The sequence below is a fragment of the Pseudomonas sp. CC120222-01a genome, from assembly GCF_003097235.1.
Lineage (GTDB): Bacteria > Pseudomonadota > Gammaproteobacteria > Pseudomonadales > Pseudomonadaceae > Aquipseudomonas.
Map to the genome: position 1 here is coordinate 205,597 of NZ_QEQQ01000009.1, position 16,376 is coordinate 221,972.

General features: G+C 63.0%; 20 protein-coding genes. 2 read left to right on the forward strand and 18 right to left on the reverse strand.

Annotated features, from left to right (window positions below; translation table 11 throughout):
- Positions 1–17: 17 nt before the first annotated feature.
- From bamB to trmJ, 18 genes are all read right to left on the reverse strand, one after another.
- Entirely contained in the window at positions 18–1,160 is a 1,143-nt protein-coding gene (gene bamB / locus N430_RS14250; protein ID WP_103445618.1) for an outer membrane protein assembly factor BamB, read from the reverse strand.
- Complete coding sequence (locus tag N430_RS14255) at positions 1,161–1,799, reverse strand: tetratricopeptide repeat protein (protein WP_085673696.1); 639 nt, start codon at positions 1,797–1,799, stop codon at positions 1,161–1,163.
- A 39-nt stretch (positions 1,800–1,838) separates the two neighbouring features.
- Positions 1,839–3,128, reverse strand: a complete 1,290-nt coding sequence (gene hisS, locus N430_RS14260; protein ID WP_085673698.1) for a histidine--tRNA ligase — start codon at positions 3,126–3,128, stop codon at positions 1,839–1,841.
- 24 nt (positions 3,129–3,152) lie between these two features.
- Positions 3,153–4,262 carry a flavodoxin-dependent (E)-4-hydroxy-3-methylbut-2-enyl-diphosphate synthase gene (gene ispG, locus N430_RS14265; RefSeq protein ID WP_110637517.1) on the reverse strand — a complete coding sequence of 370 codons (1,110 nt, stop codon included), beginning with the start codon at positions 4,260–4,262 and terminating at the stop codon, positions 3,153–3,155.
- A gap of 3 nt (positions 4,263–4,265) precedes the next feature.
- On the reverse strand, positions 4,266–5,309 hold the full coding sequence (locus N430_RS14270; protein WP_110637518.1) for a RodZ family helix-turn-helix domain-containing protein: 1,044 nt from the start codon (positions 5,307–5,309) through the stop codon (positions 4,266–4,268).
- Positions 5,306–6,067 carry a type IV pilus biogenesis/stability protein PilW gene (gene pilW, locus N430_RS14275; protein ID WP_110637519.1) on the reverse strand — a complete coding sequence of 254 codons (762 nt, stop codon included), beginning with the start codon at positions 6,065–6,067 and terminating at the stop codon, positions 5,306–5,308. The genes N430_RS14270 and pilW overlap by 4 nt, the downstream gene beginning before the upstream one ends.
- A gap of 13 nt (positions 6,068–6,080) precedes the next feature.
- Entirely contained in the window at positions 6,081–7,226 is a 1,146-nt protein-coding gene (gene rlmN / locus N430_RS14280) for a 23S rRNA (adenine(2503)-C(2))-methyltransferase RlmN (protein ID WP_054887568.1), read from the reverse strand.
- Positions 7,227–7,254: 28 nt separating this feature from the next.
- On the reverse strand, positions 7,255–7,680 hold the full coding sequence (ndk, locus tag N430_RS14285; RefSeq protein ID WP_008092560.1) for a nucleoside-diphosphate kinase: 426 nt from the start codon (positions 7,678–7,680) through the stop codon (positions 7,255–7,257).
- Positions 7,681–7,770: 90 nt separating this feature from the next.
- Complete coding sequence (gene iscX / locus N430_RS14290) at positions 7,771–7,971, reverse strand: Fe-S cluster assembly protein IscX (RefSeq protein WP_027920277.1); 201 nt, start codon at positions 7,969–7,971, stop codon at positions 7,771–7,773.
- Between the two features lie 10 nt (positions 7,972–7,981).
- A complete protein-coding gene (fdx, locus tag N430_RS14295; protein ID WP_027920278.1) occupies positions 7,982–8,323 on the reverse strand; it encodes an ISC system 2Fe-2S type ferredoxin in 342 nt (113 codons plus the stop codon).
- A 3-nt stretch (positions 8,324–8,326) separates the two neighbouring features.
- Positions 8,327–10,189: a Fe-S protein assembly chaperone HscA gene (gene hscA, locus N430_RS14300; RefSeq protein ID WP_110637520.1), complete on the reverse strand. Its 1,863-nt coding sequence runs from the start codon at positions 10,187–10,189 to the stop codon at positions 8,327–8,329.
- A gap of 42 nt (positions 10,190–10,231) precedes the next feature.
- Positions 10,232–10,753 carry a co-chaperone HscB gene (gene hscB, locus N430_RS14305; RefSeq protein ID WP_110637521.1) on the reverse strand — a complete coding sequence of 174 codons (522 nt, stop codon included), beginning with the start codon at positions 10,751–10,753 and terminating at the stop codon, positions 10,232–10,234.
- 8 nt (positions 10,754–10,761) lie between these two features.
- Positions 10,762–11,085 carry an iron-sulfur cluster assembly protein IscA gene (iscA, locus tag N430_RS14310; protein WP_023630636.1) on the reverse strand — a complete coding sequence of 108 codons (324 nt, stop codon included), beginning with the start codon at positions 11,083–11,085 and terminating at the stop codon, positions 10,762–10,764.
- A gap of 35 nt (positions 11,086–11,120) precedes the next feature.
- Positions 11,121–11,507 (reverse strand): Fe-S cluster assembly scaffold IscU, encoded by a 387-nt coding sequence (iscU, locus tag N430_RS14315; RefSeq protein WP_007929523.1) that lies wholly within the window; start codon positions 11,505–11,507, stop codon positions 11,121–11,123.
- 46 nt (positions 11,508–11,553) lie between these two features.
- The gene (locus N430_RS14320; RefSeq protein WP_027920282.1) at positions 11,554–12,768 is read right to left on the reverse strand and encodes an IscS subfamily cysteine desulfurase; all 1,215 of its coding nucleotides are present in this window, start codon (positions 12,766–12,768) and stop codon (positions 11,554–11,556) included.
- Between the two features lie 46 nt (positions 12,769–12,814).
- Positions 12,815–13,306 (reverse strand): Fe-S cluster assembly transcriptional regulator IscR, encoded by a 492-nt coding sequence (gene iscR / locus N430_RS14325; protein WP_054887562.1) that lies wholly within the window; start codon positions 13,304–13,306, stop codon positions 12,815–12,817.
- A 179-nt stretch (positions 13,307–13,485) separates the two neighbouring features.
- Positions 13,486–14,274: a serine O-acetyltransferase gene (gene cysE, locus N430_RS14330; RefSeq protein WP_110637522.1), complete on the reverse strand. Its 789-nt coding sequence runs from the start codon at positions 14,272–14,274 to the stop codon at positions 13,486–13,488.
- Positions 14,275–14,277: 3 nt separating this feature from the next.
- Positions 14,278–15,048 (reverse strand): tRNA (cytosine(32)/uridine(32)-2'-O)-methyltransferase TrmJ, encoded by a 771-nt coding sequence (gene trmJ / locus N430_RS14335; protein ID WP_060511501.1) that lies wholly within the window; start codon positions 15,046–15,048, stop codon positions 14,278–14,280.
- A gap of 151 nt (positions 15,049–15,199) precedes the next feature.
- Here trmJ and suhB point away from each other — a divergent pair, with 151 nt between their 5' ends.
- Positions 15,200–16,018: an inositol-phosphate phosphatase gene (gene suhB, locus N430_RS14340; RefSeq protein ID WP_016393981.1), complete on the forward strand. Its 819-nt coding sequence runs from the start codon at positions 15,200–15,202 to the stop codon at positions 16,016–16,018.
- 98 nt (positions 16,019–16,116) lie between these two features.
- On the forward strand, positions 16,117–16,376 hold a 260-nt coding region (locus tag N430_RS14345; protein ID WP_256592136.1), incomplete at its 3' end, for a transposase domain-containing protein.

The window sequence follows — 16,376 nt, forward strand, 5'->3', positions numbered from 1 at the left end:
AGGCTTCAAGCATAGCTTCAGCGGATGGTCAGTGCCTCGAGCTTGCCGCTGTTGCCGAAGACGTAGATGGTGTCGCCGACCACAAGTGGGCGGGCGCGCAGGCCATCGCTGTCGATACGCTCACGGCCGACGAAGCGGCCATCGACCTGGCTCAGCAGGTGCAAGTAACCCTCGAAGTCCCCCACAGCCACATAGCTGGAGAACACTTCAGGCGCGGTCAGCTGACGGCGGGCCATCGAATCGTTGGTCCACAGCGCGCTGGAGGAGCGCTCGTCGACACTTTCAACGGTACCGGTAGCTTCACTGACATAGACGTTGCCGTAGCCCTGGGCGACACCCACGTAGCTGGAGGCATCGCGCTGCCACAGCACCCGGCCGCTTTCCAGGTCCAGGCCCGCTACGCGGCCCTGGTAGGTGCTGACGTACAGGGTACCACCGGACAGCAGCAGGCCGCCGTCGATGTCGACCACGCGGTCCAGCTCGGAACGGCCCTGCGGGATGGCCACGCGGCTCTCCCACACCGGTACGCCGTTGTTGATGTCCACCGCTACCACCTTGCCGGTGGACAGGCCGGCGACGGCCAGACGGTTGGTGGCGATCGGCGCGCCGGTGCCACGCAGGGTCAGCACGGCCGGGGTGTTTTCGTAGATCCAACGGCGGTTGCCGGTGCTGGCGTCGAGGCCGATCAGGCGGTCGTCCTGGGTCTGCACCACCACCACGTCACCGTTGTTGGCAGGCGGCGCCAGCACTTCACTGGTCACGCGCGAGCGCCAGCGCTCTTCACCGGTGCTGGAGTCCAGGGCGACCACTTCACCCTTGAGGGTGCCGAGCATCACCAGGCCGTAGCCCACGCCGACTGCGCCGGACACCGGCAGCTCGAGGTCTTTCTTCCACACCACGTCACCGGTGATGCGGTCGAGGGCGAAGACTTCGCCGTTGACGTCGGAGGCGTAGATACGGTCGTTCTCGATCGCCGGAACCAGGGTGTTGTAGGTTTCACCCTGGCCGTCACCGATCGAACGGCTCCACTGCTTCTTCAGCACCACTTCTTCGGTGAACTTGGTCAGCTCGGCCGGTGGCAGTTCCTTCTTGCTGTTGCTGCTGCAACCTGCGGCCAGCACGGCCAGGGTCAGCACTGCTGCTTGTTTCCAACCGATCACTTACGCGTCCCCTTTGGCCAGGTCATCCAGCTTCAGTTGCAGGCCACCGACCGCTGCTTCGTCAGACAGCGCGGCCTTGGCTTTTTCGTAGGCACTGTGGGCATCGTCGCCGCGACCCAGCTGCACCAGCAGGTCACCCTTCAGTTCTTCACGGCTGGCCAGGAAGGCCTTGTCAGCATCGCCGTCGAGCAGCTTGAGGGCCTCTTCGGCCTTGTTCTGGGCAGCGAGCACACGCGCCAGGCGCTGGCGCGAGATTTCGCCCAGGGTGACGTCGGCCGGCTTGTCCAGCACGCTCTTCAGCTCGGCAGCGGCGTCGTCGAGCTTGCCGCTCTCGACCGCGACCTTGGCCACGAACAGGCTGCCGTACTGGGCGTACGCCGTACCGCCGAACTCGCTCTTGAGCTTGCCGGCCAGCTCCGCGACCTTGGTCGCGTCTGGCTGGCCATTCGGCGTCAGGCTGGTCTCAAGCAAAGCCTGATACAGCTGCGAGGCACCTTGCGACTGGTTGTTCTGGTACTTGTGCCAGGTATTCCAGCCCAACACCACCACGCCAGCCAGCAGGGCACCGGTCAGCAGCGGCTTGCCGTTGCGGTTCCACCAGTCCTTGACCCCTGCCAGTTCATCATCGGTACTCGACACCCCAATACTCCTTTTCGCCTATTCGCTTGTTGAACCGCGTTACGCCTGAGCGATCGCGGTTTCCAGGTGCTCAGCCAGAGCATCCCAGGCAATGTTCTGTTGTTCGCCCTGACCACGCAGGGGCTTCAAGCCGATTTCTTGCTTGGCCAGTTCGTCGTCGCCGAGGATCAGGGCGAACAGTGCGCCGCTCTTGTCGGCTTTCTTGAACTGGCTCTTGAAGCTGCCACCCCCGGCGTTGACCGCCAGGCGCAGGCCCGGCAAACGATCGCGCAGGCCTTCGGACAGGCGTAGGCCGGCCAGTTCCGCCTGCTCGCCGAAAGCGCACAGGTAGACGTCGATGGTGCGGTTGATCGACTCGGGGACCTTACCAAGGGTTTCCAGCAGCAGGATCAGGCGCTCGATACCCATGGCGAAACCAACGCCAGTGGTCGGCTTGCCGCCCATCTGCTCGACCAGGCCGTCGTAACGGCCACCGGCGCAGACGGTGCCCTGGGCGCCGAGCTTGTCAGTGACCCACTCGAACACGGTCTTGCTGTAGTAATCCAGGCCACGTACCAGCTTGGTGTTGATCACGAACGGGATGCCAGCGGCGTCGAGGCGTGCCTTGAGGCCCTCGAAGTGCACGCGGGAATCTTCGTCCAGGTAATCTTCCAGCTTCGGCGCGCCGACCAGTACCGCCTGGGTACCCTGGTCCTTGCTGTCGAGGATGCGCAGCGGGTTGCTCTTGAGGCGGCGCTGGCTGTCTTCGTCGAGCTGCTCCAGGCGCGCCGAGAGGAACTCGACCAGCGCGTCACGGTAGCGGGCACGGGCTTCGCTGGTGCCCAGGCTGTTGAGTTCGAGCTTGACCGCGTCCTGGATGCCCAGCAGGCCCCACAGGCGCCAGGTCAGCATGATCAGCTCGGCGTCGATGTCCGGACCGTCCAGGTTGAACACTTCCACGCCGATCTGGTGGAACTGGCGATAGCGGCCCTTCTGCGGGCGCTCGTGGCGGAACATCTGGCCGATGTACCAGAGCTTCTGCACCTGGCCGTTGCCGGTGATGCCATGCTCCAGCACAGCGCGCACGCAGGCGGCAGTGCCTTCAGGGCGCAGGGTGAGCGAATCGCCGTTGCGGTCCTCGAAGGTGTACATCTCTTTTTCGACGATGTCGGTGACTTCACCAATCGAGCGCTTGAACAGCTCGGTGAACTCGACGATCGGCGTGCGGATCTGGCTGTACCCGTAGGTGTCCAGCAGACCGGCGACGGTGCCTTCGAAGTAGCGCCAGAGCGGCGACTGCTCTGGCAGGATGTCGTTCATGCCACGGATGGCTTGCAGCGATTTGCTCACGAAAAGTCCTTACGAATCTGTGTGTCAGCTGCGGGCGATCAGCGCCGCGTCAGCCTCGACCTTTTCGGCCGCTTTCTGGCGGATGAGCTTCTCCAGCTCATCGACCAGGTTGTCATTGGTCAGTTTCTGCGCCGGCTTACCGTCGATGTAGATCAGGTTCGGCGTACCGCCGGTCAGCCCCACGTGGGCTTCCTTGGCTTCGCCGGGGCCGTTGACCACGCAACCGATCACCGCCACGTCCAGCGGCACCAGCAGGTCTTCCAGGCGGCCTTCCAGCTCGTTCATGGTCTTGACCACATCGAAGTTCTGCCGCGAGCAGCTCGGGCAGGCGATGAAGTTGATGCCACGCGAACGCAGGTGCAGCGACTTGAGGATGTCGTAGCCGACTTTCACCTCTTCGACCGGGTCGGCCGCCAGCGAGATACGGATGGTATCGCCGATGCCTTCGGCCAGCAGCATACCGAGGCCCACGGCAGATTTCACCGTCCCCGAGCGCAGGCCACCGGCTTCGGTGATACCCAGGTGCAGCGGCTGGATGATCTGCTTGGCCAGCAGGCGGTAGGCTTCGACGGCCATGAACACGTCGGAGGCCTTGACGCTGACCTTGAAGTCCTGGAAGTCCAGGCGGTCGAGGTGTTCGACATGGCGCAGGGCCGATTCGACCAGCGCGGCCGGGGTCGGCTCGCCGTACTTCTTCTGCAGGTCCTTTTCCAGCGAACCGGCGTTGACGCCGATGCGGATCGGGATACCACGGTCGCGGGCAGCGTCGACCACCGCGCGCACGCGGTCTTCACGGCCGATGTTGCCCGGGTTGATGCGCAGGCAATCGACGCCAAGCTCGGCCACGCGCAGGGCGATCTTGTAGTCGAAATGGATATCGGCAACCAGCGGCACGCTGACCAGCTGCTTGATCTTGCCGAACGCCTCGGCAGCGTCCATGTCCGGTACCGAGACACGAACGATGTCGACACCGGCATCGACCAGGCGCTGGATCTGCGCCACGGTGGCCATGACATCGTTGGTATCGGTGTTGGTCATGCTCTGCACCGCGATGGGGGCATCACCACCCACCGGCACATTGCCGACCCAGATTTTGCGGGATTCGCGACGTTTGATCGGAGATTCGCCGTGCATGACTTACTGTCCCAACTTCAGGCGAGCGGTCTCGCCACTGGTGAACGGGGCAACATCGACGGCCTGGCCGTTGTAGCTGACCTGGGCGCCACGGGCAAAGCCCAGGCGGACCGCGAACGGCGGCTTGCCGGTCAGCTCGAGGTTGTCCCCCTTGCGCTTGATGGCGCTGAACAGCACCTTGCCGTTGCCATCGGACACCTGGGTCCAGCAATCGGCGGTGAACTGGATTGCAACCTTGGCGCTGCCGGTCGGGACGGCCGCTGGGGCGGCAGGCTCGGCAGCGGCGACGGCCGGCACGCTGGCAACTGGCGCGGCCGGCGCTACCGGAGCCGCAGGAGCCGGGGCTGGCGCGGCAGCATGGACCGGTGCCTGCTGAACCGGAGCAGGAACAGGCGCTGGAGCCGGTGCAGGCGCCGGTGCAGGCGTAGTTGCGACCGGGGCAGCCTCGCTGGTGGTTTCGGTAGCGGCCTCGGCGGAGGCCTGCTCCAGCGGCAGCGGCGCGCTCTCAGGCTGCTGGCCCGCAGTCACGGCCTGGTCTTCTGGCTCGTCCAGCGGGTGAATCTGGGTGGTACCGTCGGCGCTCTCGACTTCGACGTGTTCCAGGGCCATCTTGGCCAGGTCCTTGCCCTTCAGGCTGCCCTGGTCCTGCCACCAGATGAAGCTGCCGCCGACCACCGCGACCAGCAGCAGCAGGGTGACGCCGCGCATGATGTTGTGCGACAGACGCACCGGCTCTTCGATGCGGCCCAGGGAATGCACTTCACTGCCCTTGGCGTGGGTGCCGGTGTACTGGTCGAAGGCCTCGACCAGCGGTGCCTGGTCCATGTCCATCAATTTGGCGTAGGCGCGGATGTAACCACGGGCGAAAGTATGCCCTGGCAGCTTGTCGAAGGCGCCGGTTTCCACGTGGTTCAGCGAACTTATGGTGAGGTTGAGCTTGCGGGCCACCTCGGCTTGCGACCACTCCCGTTTCTCGCGGGCCTGGCGCAACAGCTCACCGGGGTTCTGGCCAGTCGCTGCTGCTACTTCGGGATGCGCGGCTTTCATCGTTGCTCCGACAGGTATTGCTGATATTCCGGCGTACCGGGATAAAGTCGTTGTAATTGCTGGCCCAGATCGGCCAGTGTGCCCTGCTCGTCAAATACCCGGGCAAGGCGGCTGCCCAGCAGAAGGCTACGGGCGCTGTGATCGCTCAACTGGCTGAAACGATCGTAGTAATCCCGAGCCGGCACATAATGCCTGTTTTCGAAGGACAACTCAGCCATTTCCAGCAACGCTCTGGGCTGGTGTCGGTTGAGTTGCAGGGCCTTGGTCAGATACGCATGTGCCTGGTCGCGATCATCGAGTTCCAGGGCCGTCAGGCCAAGGTTCTCGTAAACCCGCGAACGTTCAGGATACAGGGTATCGGCACTGGCCAGGCGAAACATCTGCTCGGCTTCGGCAAAACGTTGCTGAGCATATAGGAAACTGCCGTAGTTGTTGCGAATTCGCGTGTCGCCCGAGCGAACTGCAAGCGCTTTTTCGAAGTGCGCCTGGGCCAGGGCTGGCTCGCCTTCGGCCTGGAACACCAGGGCCAGGGCCGCGTGAGCATCGGCATCTCTGGCATTCAGCGCAAGGGCCTTGCCCAAGGGGGCCTTGGCCTGCTGGGTCAAACCTTGTTGCAAATAACCCAGGCCAAGCTGTGTGTAGGCCCGCCCTGCTTCTGCCCGCCCCTGGCGGTTGGCCAGGGGATCGCTCGCGCCGCCCGACACGCAGCCGGCCAGCAGCAAAAGCGCAAGGATCGACAGCGCGGCGCGCAGGCTCATGGCAAGGCCGGACTCAGTGACGCACGGCGCTGTCTTGCAGCTCGGCGTCAGCGGACAGCTGGCGGACGGCGATGTAGCGCTCGCTACGGCGGGTACGGTCGTTGACCTGGCCGACCAGCTGACCACAGGCGGCGTCGATGTCATCGCCACGGGTGGTACGAGTGGTGACGTTGAAACCACCGTGGTGCAGCAGGTCCTGGAAACGGCGGATCGCGTTGTTGCTCGGCCGCTCGTAGCCCGAATGCGGGAACGGGTTGAACGGGATCAGGTTGATCTTGCACGGTACGTCGCGCAGCAGTTCGATCATCTGTGCCGCATGCTCAGGCTGGTCGTTGACGTCCTTGAGCAGGGTGTATTCGATGGTCAGCACGCGCTTGCCGCCCAGGGTCGACATGTAGCCCATGCACGATTCCAGCAGCATCTTCAGCGGGTACTTCTTGTTGATCGGTACCAGCTGGTTGCGCAGTTCATCGTTCGGCGCGTGCAGCGACAGCGCCAGGGACACGTCGATGTGCTTGGCCAGTTCGTCGATCATCGGCACCACGCCCGAGGTGGACAGGGTGACGCGGCGCTTGGAAATGCCATAGCCCAGGTCATCCATCATGATGTGCATGGCGGCGATGACGTTGTCGAAGTTCAGCAAGGGCTCGCCCATGCCCATCATGACCACGTTGGTAATCGCGCGGTCGATCTTGGCCGGGACGGTCCCGAAGGATTTGTTCGCAAGCCACACCTGGCCGATGACTTCGGCGGCGGTGAGGTTGCTGTTGAAGCCTTGCTTGCCGGTGGAGCAGAAACTGCAATCCAGGGCGCAGCCGGCTTGCGACGAAACGCAGAGGGTACCGCGGTCGTCGGTGGGGATGTAGACGGTCTCGACGCAGCTGCCGGAGGCAACGCGGATCACCCACTTGCGGGTGCCGTCGGCGGAAATGTCTTCACTGACCACTTCCGGGGGGCGAATCTCGGCAACGGCCTCGAGCTTTTCGCGCAAGACCTTGCCTACGTTGGTCATGGCCGCAAAGTCGGACACGCCAAAATGGTGAATCCATTTCATCACCTGACCGGCACGGAAGCGCTTCTCCCCTATCGAGTCGAAGAACTTTTCCATTTCCGGCTGGGTCAGCCCCAACAGGTTGATTTTGCCAGTAGATGTCGTCATGGATTCACCCTCACCCGTAAGCTTTCGCTTAGCGAGTGGTTACCTCGGTAGCAGCGAAGAAGTAAGCGATTTCGCGAGCAGCAGCAGCTTCGGAGTCCGAACCGTGAACGGCGTTGGCGTCGATCGACTCGGCGAAGTCAGCACGGATGGTGCCGGCAGCAGCTTCTTTAGGGTTGGTAGCGCCCATCAGCTCACGGTTCAGAGCGATGGCGTTTTCGCCTTCCAGAACCTGAACAACAACTGGGCCGGAAGTCATGAAGGCAACCAGGTCACCGAAGAAGCCACGAGCGCTGTGCTCGGCGTAGAAGCCTTCGGCTTCGGCTTTGGACAGTTGCTTGATTTTCGAGGCAACGATTTTCAGGCCAGCTTCTTCGAAGCGGGTGGTGATCTTGCCGATAACGTTCTTGGCAACGGCGTCAGGCTTGATGATCGAGAAAGTACGTTGAACAGCCATGGAAAACTCCAGAATATTGAGTGTTACGAAAAATTAAACCCGCGAATTATACGCGGGTTCCAGGGGATTGCCTAACCTGCAGCGTCACGCTTAGTCGGCTTCTTCAATCCAGGCCGCCTGGATGGCCTCGAGCACTTTCTCACCGCCACGTGACGGATCGTCGCTGAACTCTGGCAAGGCCAGCACCCAACGGTGCAGATCGACGAAATTCACATATTTAGGATCGACGTCCGGCTTGCTTTCCGCAAGCTGGATGGCGATCTCAAGTACATCAATCCATTTCAAGCTCATGGGGCAAACCTCAGTGCGGCGCTTCGGCAGCGTGGTTGAGCGTATATTTGGGCAGCTCGATGGTGAGGTCATCCTCACCTACGATCACCTGGCAGGCCAGGCGCGATTGCGCCTCCAGGCCCCAGGCCTTGTCCAGCATATCCTCTTCCAGCTCGTCGGCTTCCTCGAGCGAGTCGAAGCCTTCGCGCACGATGCAGTGGCAGGTGGTGCAGGCGCACACACCGCCGCACGCGCTTTCCATCTCGATGTGGTGCTCGTGGGCCAGCTCCAGGATGTTGGTCCCTGGCTCCACCTCAACCACCAGCCCGTCCGGGCAGAACTTCTCGTGCGGCAGGAAAATCACCTGGGGCATCGGTTACTCCTCGATCTCATTCAGGTTGCGCCCGGCCAGTGCGGCTTTGACCGTCGAATCAAGGCGACGGGCGGCAAAAGCATCGGTCACTTGCGACAGACGCTTGGTCTGCTGCTCGATGGCCGCGCCATCGGTGCCGCTGAGCAAATCACGCAATTCTTGCATCTGGTACTCGATGGCGACCCGCTCGTCTTCGCTGAGCAGGCGGTCACCGTCGGCATCCAGGGCGCCCTGCACCGCTTCGAGCAGGCGTTCGCCGTCGACCTGGTGCTCGCGCAACTGGCGCGCCTGCTTGTCGGAGCCTGCGTGCTCGAAGGAGTCTTTGAGCATGCGGGCAATCTCGCCGTCGGTCAGGCCGTAGGACGGCTTGACCTGAATGCTGGCTTCCACGCCCGAGCCCAGTTCACGGGCCGCAACGCTGAGCAGGCCGTCGGCATCGACCTGGAAGGTCACGCGAATCTTGGCGGCGCCGGCAACCATGGCCGGGATGCCGCGCAGCTCGAAGCGCGCCAGGGAGCGGCAGTCGCTGATCAGCTCGCGTTCACCCTGCAGGACGTGGATCATCATGGCCGACTGGCCATCTTTATAGGTGGTGAACTCCTGGGCGCGGGCCACCGGAATGGTGGTGTTGCGTGGGATCACCTTCTCCATCAGCCCGCCCATGGTCTCAAGGCCAAGGGACAGCGGGATGACGTCGAGCAGCAGCAGTTCGCCACCTTCGCGGCGGTTGCCGGCCAGGGTGTCGGCCTGGATGGCAGCGCCGATGGCCACCACCTGGTCCGGATCGATCGAGGTCAGCGGGGTGCGACCAAACAGCGCGCCCACGGCTTCACGCACGCGCGGCACGCGGGTCGAACCACCGACCATCACCACTGCGGCCACTTCTTCCAGCTCGACACCGCTGTCGCGCACGGCGCGGCGGCAGGCTTTCAGGCTGCGGGCAACCAGCGGCTCGATCATCGCTTCGAAGGCGGTGCGGCTCAGCTCGCCCGTCCAGGCGCCGTGGCTGACACTGACAGTATCAGCGTCGGTCAGGGCTTCCTTGGCGGCGCAGGCGGCCTGCAGCAGCTGGCGCTGGGTAGCCGGGTCGAGATCGGCGGACAGGCCGGCCTGCTCGATGATCCAGCCAGCAATGGCGTGGTCGAAATCGTCGCCGCCCAGGGCGGTATCGCCACCGGTAGCCAGCACTTCGAATACCCCAGCAGTCAGGCGCAGGATGGAAATATCGAAGGTGCCGCCACCCAGGTCATAGATAGCGACCAGGCCTTCGGCATTCTGGTCCAGGCCATAGGCCACGGCTGCGGCGGTCGGCTCGTTGAGCAGGCGCAGCACGTTCAGACCGGCAAGGCGTGCAGCGTCCTTGGTGGCCTGGCGCTGGGCGTCGTCGAAATAGGCCGGCACGGTAATTACCGCACCCACCAGCTCGCCACCCAGGGTGGCTTCGGCACGCTCGCGCAGCACCTTGAGGATGTCGGCAGACACTTCTACCGGGCTTTTCGGCCCCTGCACGGTGTCGATGAACGGCATGTGCGACTCGCCGCCGATGAAGCGGTACGGCAGCTGCTCGCCGAGCTGCTTGACGTCCGCCAGGCCACGACCCATCAGGCGCTTGACCGACAGGACGGTGTTCAGCGGGTCGCTGGATGCCGCTTCGCGCGCGGCCAGGCCGACTTCGTTGTGGCCAGCCAGGTAACGCACCGCCGACGGCAGAATGACGTTGCCCTGCGCATCAGGCAGGGGCTCGCTGCGACCGCTGCGCACGGCAGCGACCAGAGAATTGGTGGTACCCAGGTCGATCCCCACCGCCAGGCGACGCTGGTGCGGCTGAGGGCTTTGACCGGGTTCGGCGATCTGCAGTAGGGCCATGCTTATCTGAATACCTTAGGCGTCATCACGGGCGACACCGGGTTAATCGTCGAGGCGCTCTTCCAGTTGGCGCACTTCTTGGGCGAGCTTGTCGAGGAACTGCATGCGGCGCATCAGGCGCTCGGCCTTGTCGCGCTCGGCAGGCACATCCCAGCAGGCGGCGAAATCCTCGTTGAGGGTGTCCTGGGCAGCCTTCAGGCGCTTCTTGAAGACGGCCACGCCATCGAGGTCGGCTTCGTCCTGCAGCTCTTCGAGCTCTTCGCGCCACTGCATCTGCTGCAACAGGAAATCAGGGTCATGGACCGTGACTTCCTGGGGCACTTCGTGGCCACCGATAGCCAGCAAGTAGCGGGCACGGCGCGGCGCACTGCGCAGGGTCTGGTAGGCGTCGTTGAGGGCCGCGGACTTTTCCAGCGCTACCCGCTGCTCGCGCTCGGAGGCATCGGCGAAGCGGTCCGGATGGACCTCGCGGGCCAGCTCGCGATAGCGAGTGGCCAGTTTGTCGAGATCCAGGCGGAACGAAGGCTGGAGGTCAAACAGAGCGTAATGACAAGGAGTACCCACGGTCAGCCTCAGACGTTGAAGCTTTCGCCGCAGCCACACTCACCGCGCACGTTGGGGTTGTTGAACTTGAAGCCTTCGTTCAACCCTTCCTTGACGAAGTCCAGCTCGGTGCCATCGAGGTACACCAGGCTCTTGGGATCGATGATCACCTTGACGCCATGGTTCTCGAACACCTGGTCCTCTGCGGCCAGCTCGTCGACGAACTCCAGCACGTAGGCCAGGCCCGAGCAGCCGGTGGTGCGCACGCCCAGGCGAATGCCCTCACCCTTGCCGCGCCCGTCGAGGGAGCGGCGAATGTGGTTGGCGGCGGCTTCTGTCATGCTGATAGCCATCGGAACTCCTTGAGTCTTACCTTGCAACGGGCGGCTTAGATCAAGCCTTTCTTCTGCTTGTAGTCGCGAACGGCTGCCTTGATGGCATCTTCGGCGAGTACCGAGCAGTGGATCTTCACTGGCGGCAACGCCAGTTCTTCCGCCAGCTGGGTGTTCTTGATGGTTTCGGCTTCGTCCAGGGTCTTGCCCTTCATCCACTCGGTGGCGAGGGAGCTGGAAGCGATGGCCGAACCGCAGCCGTAAGTCTTGAACTTGGCGTCTTCGATGATGCCTTGCTCGTTGACCTTGATCTGCAGACGCATCACGTCACCGCACGCTGGAGCGCCGACCATGCCGGTACCGACATCCGGGTCCTCGGCGTTCATCTTGCCGACGTTGCGTGGGTTTTCGTAGTGGTCGATGACCTTTTCACTGTATGCCATGGTGCAATTCCTTCCTCATCAGGGAGCCGCTCTTGCCGGCGACTGCTTAGTGGGCGGCCCACTCGATCTTGGAGATGTCAACGCCGTCTTTGTACATGTCCCACAGCGGCGACAGCTCACGCAGTTTGTTGACAGCCATGCAGACTTGCTGCGCGGCGTAGTCGACTTCTTCTTCGGTGGTGAAACGGCCGAAGGAGAAGCGGATCGAGCTGTGCGCCAGCTCGTCGTTGCGGCCCAGAGCGCGCAGTACATACGACGGCTCGAGCGAAGCGGAGGTACAGGCCGAACCGGACGATACGGCGATGTCCTTCAGGGACATCAGCAGCGACTCGCCTTCGACGTAGTTGAAGCTCAGGTTCAGGTTGTGCGGCACGCGGGCTGTCTTGCTGCCGTTGACGTACAGCTCTTCGAGGTCCGAGACCTGCTTGAAGAAGCGGTCGCTCAGGGCCTTGATGCGCACGTTCTCGGCGGCCATTTCCTGCTTGGCGATGGCGAATGCTTCGCCCATGCCGACGATCTGGTGGGTCGGCAGGGTGCCCGAACGCATGCCGCGCTCATGGCCACCGCCGTGAATGATGGCTTCCAGACGCACGCGCGGCTTGCGGCTGACGTACAGCGCGCCGATACCTTTAGGGCCGTAGACCTTGTGCGCCGAGAACGACATCAGGTCGACCTTCAGCTTCTGCAGGTCGATTTCGACCTTGCCGGCCGACTGTGCGGCATCGACGTGGAACAGCACGCCACGCGAACGGGTCAGTTCACCGATGGCGGCGATGTCGTTGATCGAGCCGACTTCGTTGTTCACGTGCATCAGCGAGACCAGGATGGTGTCGTCGCGCAGGGCGGCTTCGACCATGGCCGGGGTGACGATGCCGTCTTCGCCCGGTTCCAGGTAGGTGACTTCGAAACCTTCACGCTCGAGCTGGCGAGCGGTATCCAGGACCGCCTTGTGCTCGATCTTGGAGGTGATGATGTGCTTGCCCTTGGTCTGATAGAAGTGCGCCACGCCTTTCAGGGCGAGGTTGTCGGACTCGGTGGCACCGCTGGTCCAGACGATTTCGCGCGGGTCGGCGTTGATCAGCTCGGCAACCTGGCGGCGGCCGTTCTCGACTGCTTCTTCGGCCTTCCAGCCGAACACGTGGGAACGCGAGGCCGGGTTACCGAAGTTGCCGTCGACCAGCAGGCAGTCGGCCATCTTCTGGGCGACACGAGGGTCGACCGGCGTGGTAGCGGAGTAATCGAGGTAGATCGGCAACTTCATGGGTATCTCCTATCAGGCGGTGGCGTCGCTCGTCACTATTAAAAGGTCAGTCGACGGCGGACGTCTCAATCTTGTCCAGCAAGGCGGTACGGCCTGCGACACGCCGCAGGTCCTGGCGCTGGGCGACTTCCTGCACCTCACGGCGCATGACGAGGTCGGCCAGGCTGATGCCGCTGAGGAATTCGTGGATCTGCTGGCTGAGGTCGCACCACAGGTGGTGGGTCAGGCAGGTGTCACCGGCATGGCAATCCCCGAGGCCCTGGCAACGGGTGGCATCGACCGACTCGTTGACCGCGTCGATGACCTGGGCCACCTGGATGGTTTCCATGCCCCGCGACAGCTGGTAGCCACCGCCCGGACCGCGCACGCTGGAGACCAGGCTACTGCGGCGCAGCTTGGCGAACAGCTGTTCCAGATAAGAAAGGGAAATGCCCTGGCGCTCGGAAATGTCGGCCAAAGACACCGGCCCATGCTGCGCGTGCAGTGCCAGGTCGAGCATGGCAGTGACGGCGTATCGGCCTTTGGTAGTCAGTCGCATGGCTAATGGGTACCACGGGAGTTACGGAATGTGTGCGAGTATGCGATTCCCGAGCATTTAAGTCAACTATTAGACCTACTGCTTTAGTCGGATTTGCATCTGGGAGGCGGGCGCGAGTGTAGCAGCAATGGGGCGTGAGCACACGCCCCATATGTCAGGGTAATGTCACTGCGGCGTAATCAATGCGACTGAGTGTCGCGCTGGGCCGCCTGGGTTTCGACCGCGAAGTCGTCTTCCGGCAGCTTCGGCAGCTCCTTGGCACAGTAGTCACTGCCCATCTTGGTCAGCGCGCCGCACATGCCCTCCAGGCGCTCGTCGACGGCCTGCAGGTGGTCGAGCATCTGGCCGATGGCACGGGCGACCGGGTCCGGCATGTCGCCGCTGACACCGTAGGCATCGAAGCCGATCTTCTCGGCCATGGCCTTGCGCCTGGCTTCAAGCTCGGTGTCCTCGCTGTTCTTGACGATGATCCGCCCCGGGATGCCGACCGCAGTGGCGCCGGCCGGCACCGCCTTGGTCACCACCGCATTGGAACCGATCTTGGCCCCGGCACCGACGGTGAACGGGCCGAGCACCTTGGCGCCCGCCCCTACCACCACGCCGTTTTCCAGGGTCGGGTGGCGCTTGCCTTTGTTCCAGCTGGTGCCGCCCAGGGTCACGCCTTGATAAAGGGTGACATCGTCGCCGATCTCGGCGGTTTCGCCGATGACGATCCCCATGCCATGGTCGATGAAAAAGCGCCGACCAATGGTCGCGCCGGGGTGAATCTCGATACCGGTCATCCAGCGACCGAAGTTCGACACCAGGCGGGCCAGCCACTTGAAGTCACGCTTCCACAAGGCATTACCCAGGCGGTGCAGCCAGATGGCGTGCATGCCGGGGTAGCAGGTCAGCACCTCGAAGGCATTGCGCGCCGCCGGGTCACGATGGAAAACGCTCTGGATATCTTCACGCAGACGTTCGAACATCTGTCAGTCCTTCCGTTTATGCGGCTCGCCCCGGACGACCTTCTGGGTCTCGGTGAGGATGCCGCGCAAAATGCTCATTTCCGAACGATTGACCGAGCTGCGCCCATACAGCCGGCGCAGGCGCGGCATCAGGTGCTTGGGCTTCTCAGGGTCGAGGAAGCCGATGTCCACCAGGGTCTTCTCCAGGTGTTCGTAGAACAGCTCCATTTCGTCCATGGTCGCCAGCTCGTTGCTGCGCAGCGAGTTGGCATCGAACTTCTCGACTTTCGAAGGCGCGCCTTCGGCTGCCAGCCAGGCCATGCGCACCTCGTAGGAGAGCACCTGGACCGCGGCGGCAAGGTTCAGCGAGCTGAAGTCGGGGTTCGAGGGAATGTGCACGTGGAAGTGACATCGCTGCAGTTCTTCGTTGGTCAGGCCGGCGTGTTCGCGCCCGAACACCAGGGCGATTTCTTCGCCACCGGTGGCGTGCTCCACGGCCTTGGCCCCGCACTCGCGCGGGTCGATCAACGGCCAGGGGATGCTGCGCTCACGGGCACTGGTGCCCATGACCAGGCTGCAGCCGACCAGCGCGTCTTCAAGGCTGTCGACCACCTGGGCATTGGCCAGGATGTCGTCGGCGCCCGAGGCGCGCGCAGTGGCGTCGCCGGACGGGAACTCTTTTGGCTGCACCAGCACCAGACGCGACAAGCCCATGTTTTTCATGGCACGCGCAGCGCCGCCGATGTTGCCGGGGTGGCTGGTATTGACCAGAACAACACGAATATTTTGCAGCAAGGTGTTGTGCTCACAGATGCAGGTTTGGGGGAATTCGATCTTACAGAACCGACCAGCGTAACGCCATGAAAGCAAATGTGACACTTCTGCCGCCAAACTTTTCTGCTAGAATGTTCGGCTTTCTTCTTTAACATCTCCAGGTGACCCGCCCATGCAGCCTATGCTGAATATCGCCCTGCGCGCCGCTCGCAGCGCCAGTGAACTGATTTTCCGCTCCATCGAACGCCTGGATAGCATCAAGGTCGACGAGAAAGAGGCCAAGGACTACGTCTCCGAAGTGGATCGCGCCGCCGAGCAGAGCATCGTCAACGCCCTGCGCAAGGCCTACCCGAACCACTCCATTCAAGGTGAAGAAACCGGCCTGCACGCCGGCACCGGCGAAGAAGGCAAGGACTACCTGTGGATCATCGACCCGCTGGACGGCACCACCAACTTCCTGCGTGGCATCCCGCACTTCGCTGTCAGCATCGCCTGCAAATACCGTGGCCGCCTCGAGCACGCCGTGATCGTCGACCCGGTTCGCCAGGAAGAATTCACCGCTAGCCGTGGCCGTGGCGCCCAGCTCAATGGCCGCCGCCTGCGCGTCAGCTCGCGTACCAGCCTGGACGGCGCCCTGCTGGGCACCGGCTTCCCGTTCCGTGACAACCAGATGGCTGACATGGACAACTACCTGGGCATGTTCCGCGCCCTGACTGGCCAGACCGCCGGCATCCGCCGCGCCGGCTCCGCCAGCCTGGACCTGGCCTATGTCGCTGCCGGCCGTTTCGACGCCTTCTGGGAGTCGGGCCTGTCCGAATGGGACATGGCCGCGGGCGTACTGCTGATCCAGGAAGCCGGTGGCCTGGTGAGCGACTTCAACGGTGGCCACGATTTCCTCGACAAGGGCCACATCGTTGCAGGCAACATCAAGTGCTTCAAGGCCGTACTGACCGCTATCCAGCCACACCTGCCAGAGCACATGAAGCGCTAAGCGCGGATTGCAGGCATAAAAAAGCCCCCCTCGGGGTAATGCCAGTCAGTTAAGACTGACACTTTAAGCTTTAGCCCGTAGGCCGCAAAATCCGATGCTTGGAAACGAGCATCGGATTTTTTATGCGCCTAGCAAAAGCACTGTCCCTCACTCACGAAATGGCCTCAAGGCCAAATGCCCTTGAAGGACTAGGTGCTTTGCTTGATCCGGACATTGTGAAGCAGGCTTTTGAAGCCGCAGGTGTCTCGACCATCCGCAAGCGCCGCCTCCCGCTTGAAAGCCTGGTGTGGTGCATCATCGGCATGGCGCTGTTCCGCCGAATGTCGGCGTGGGACGTCGTTAACCACATGGACATCAT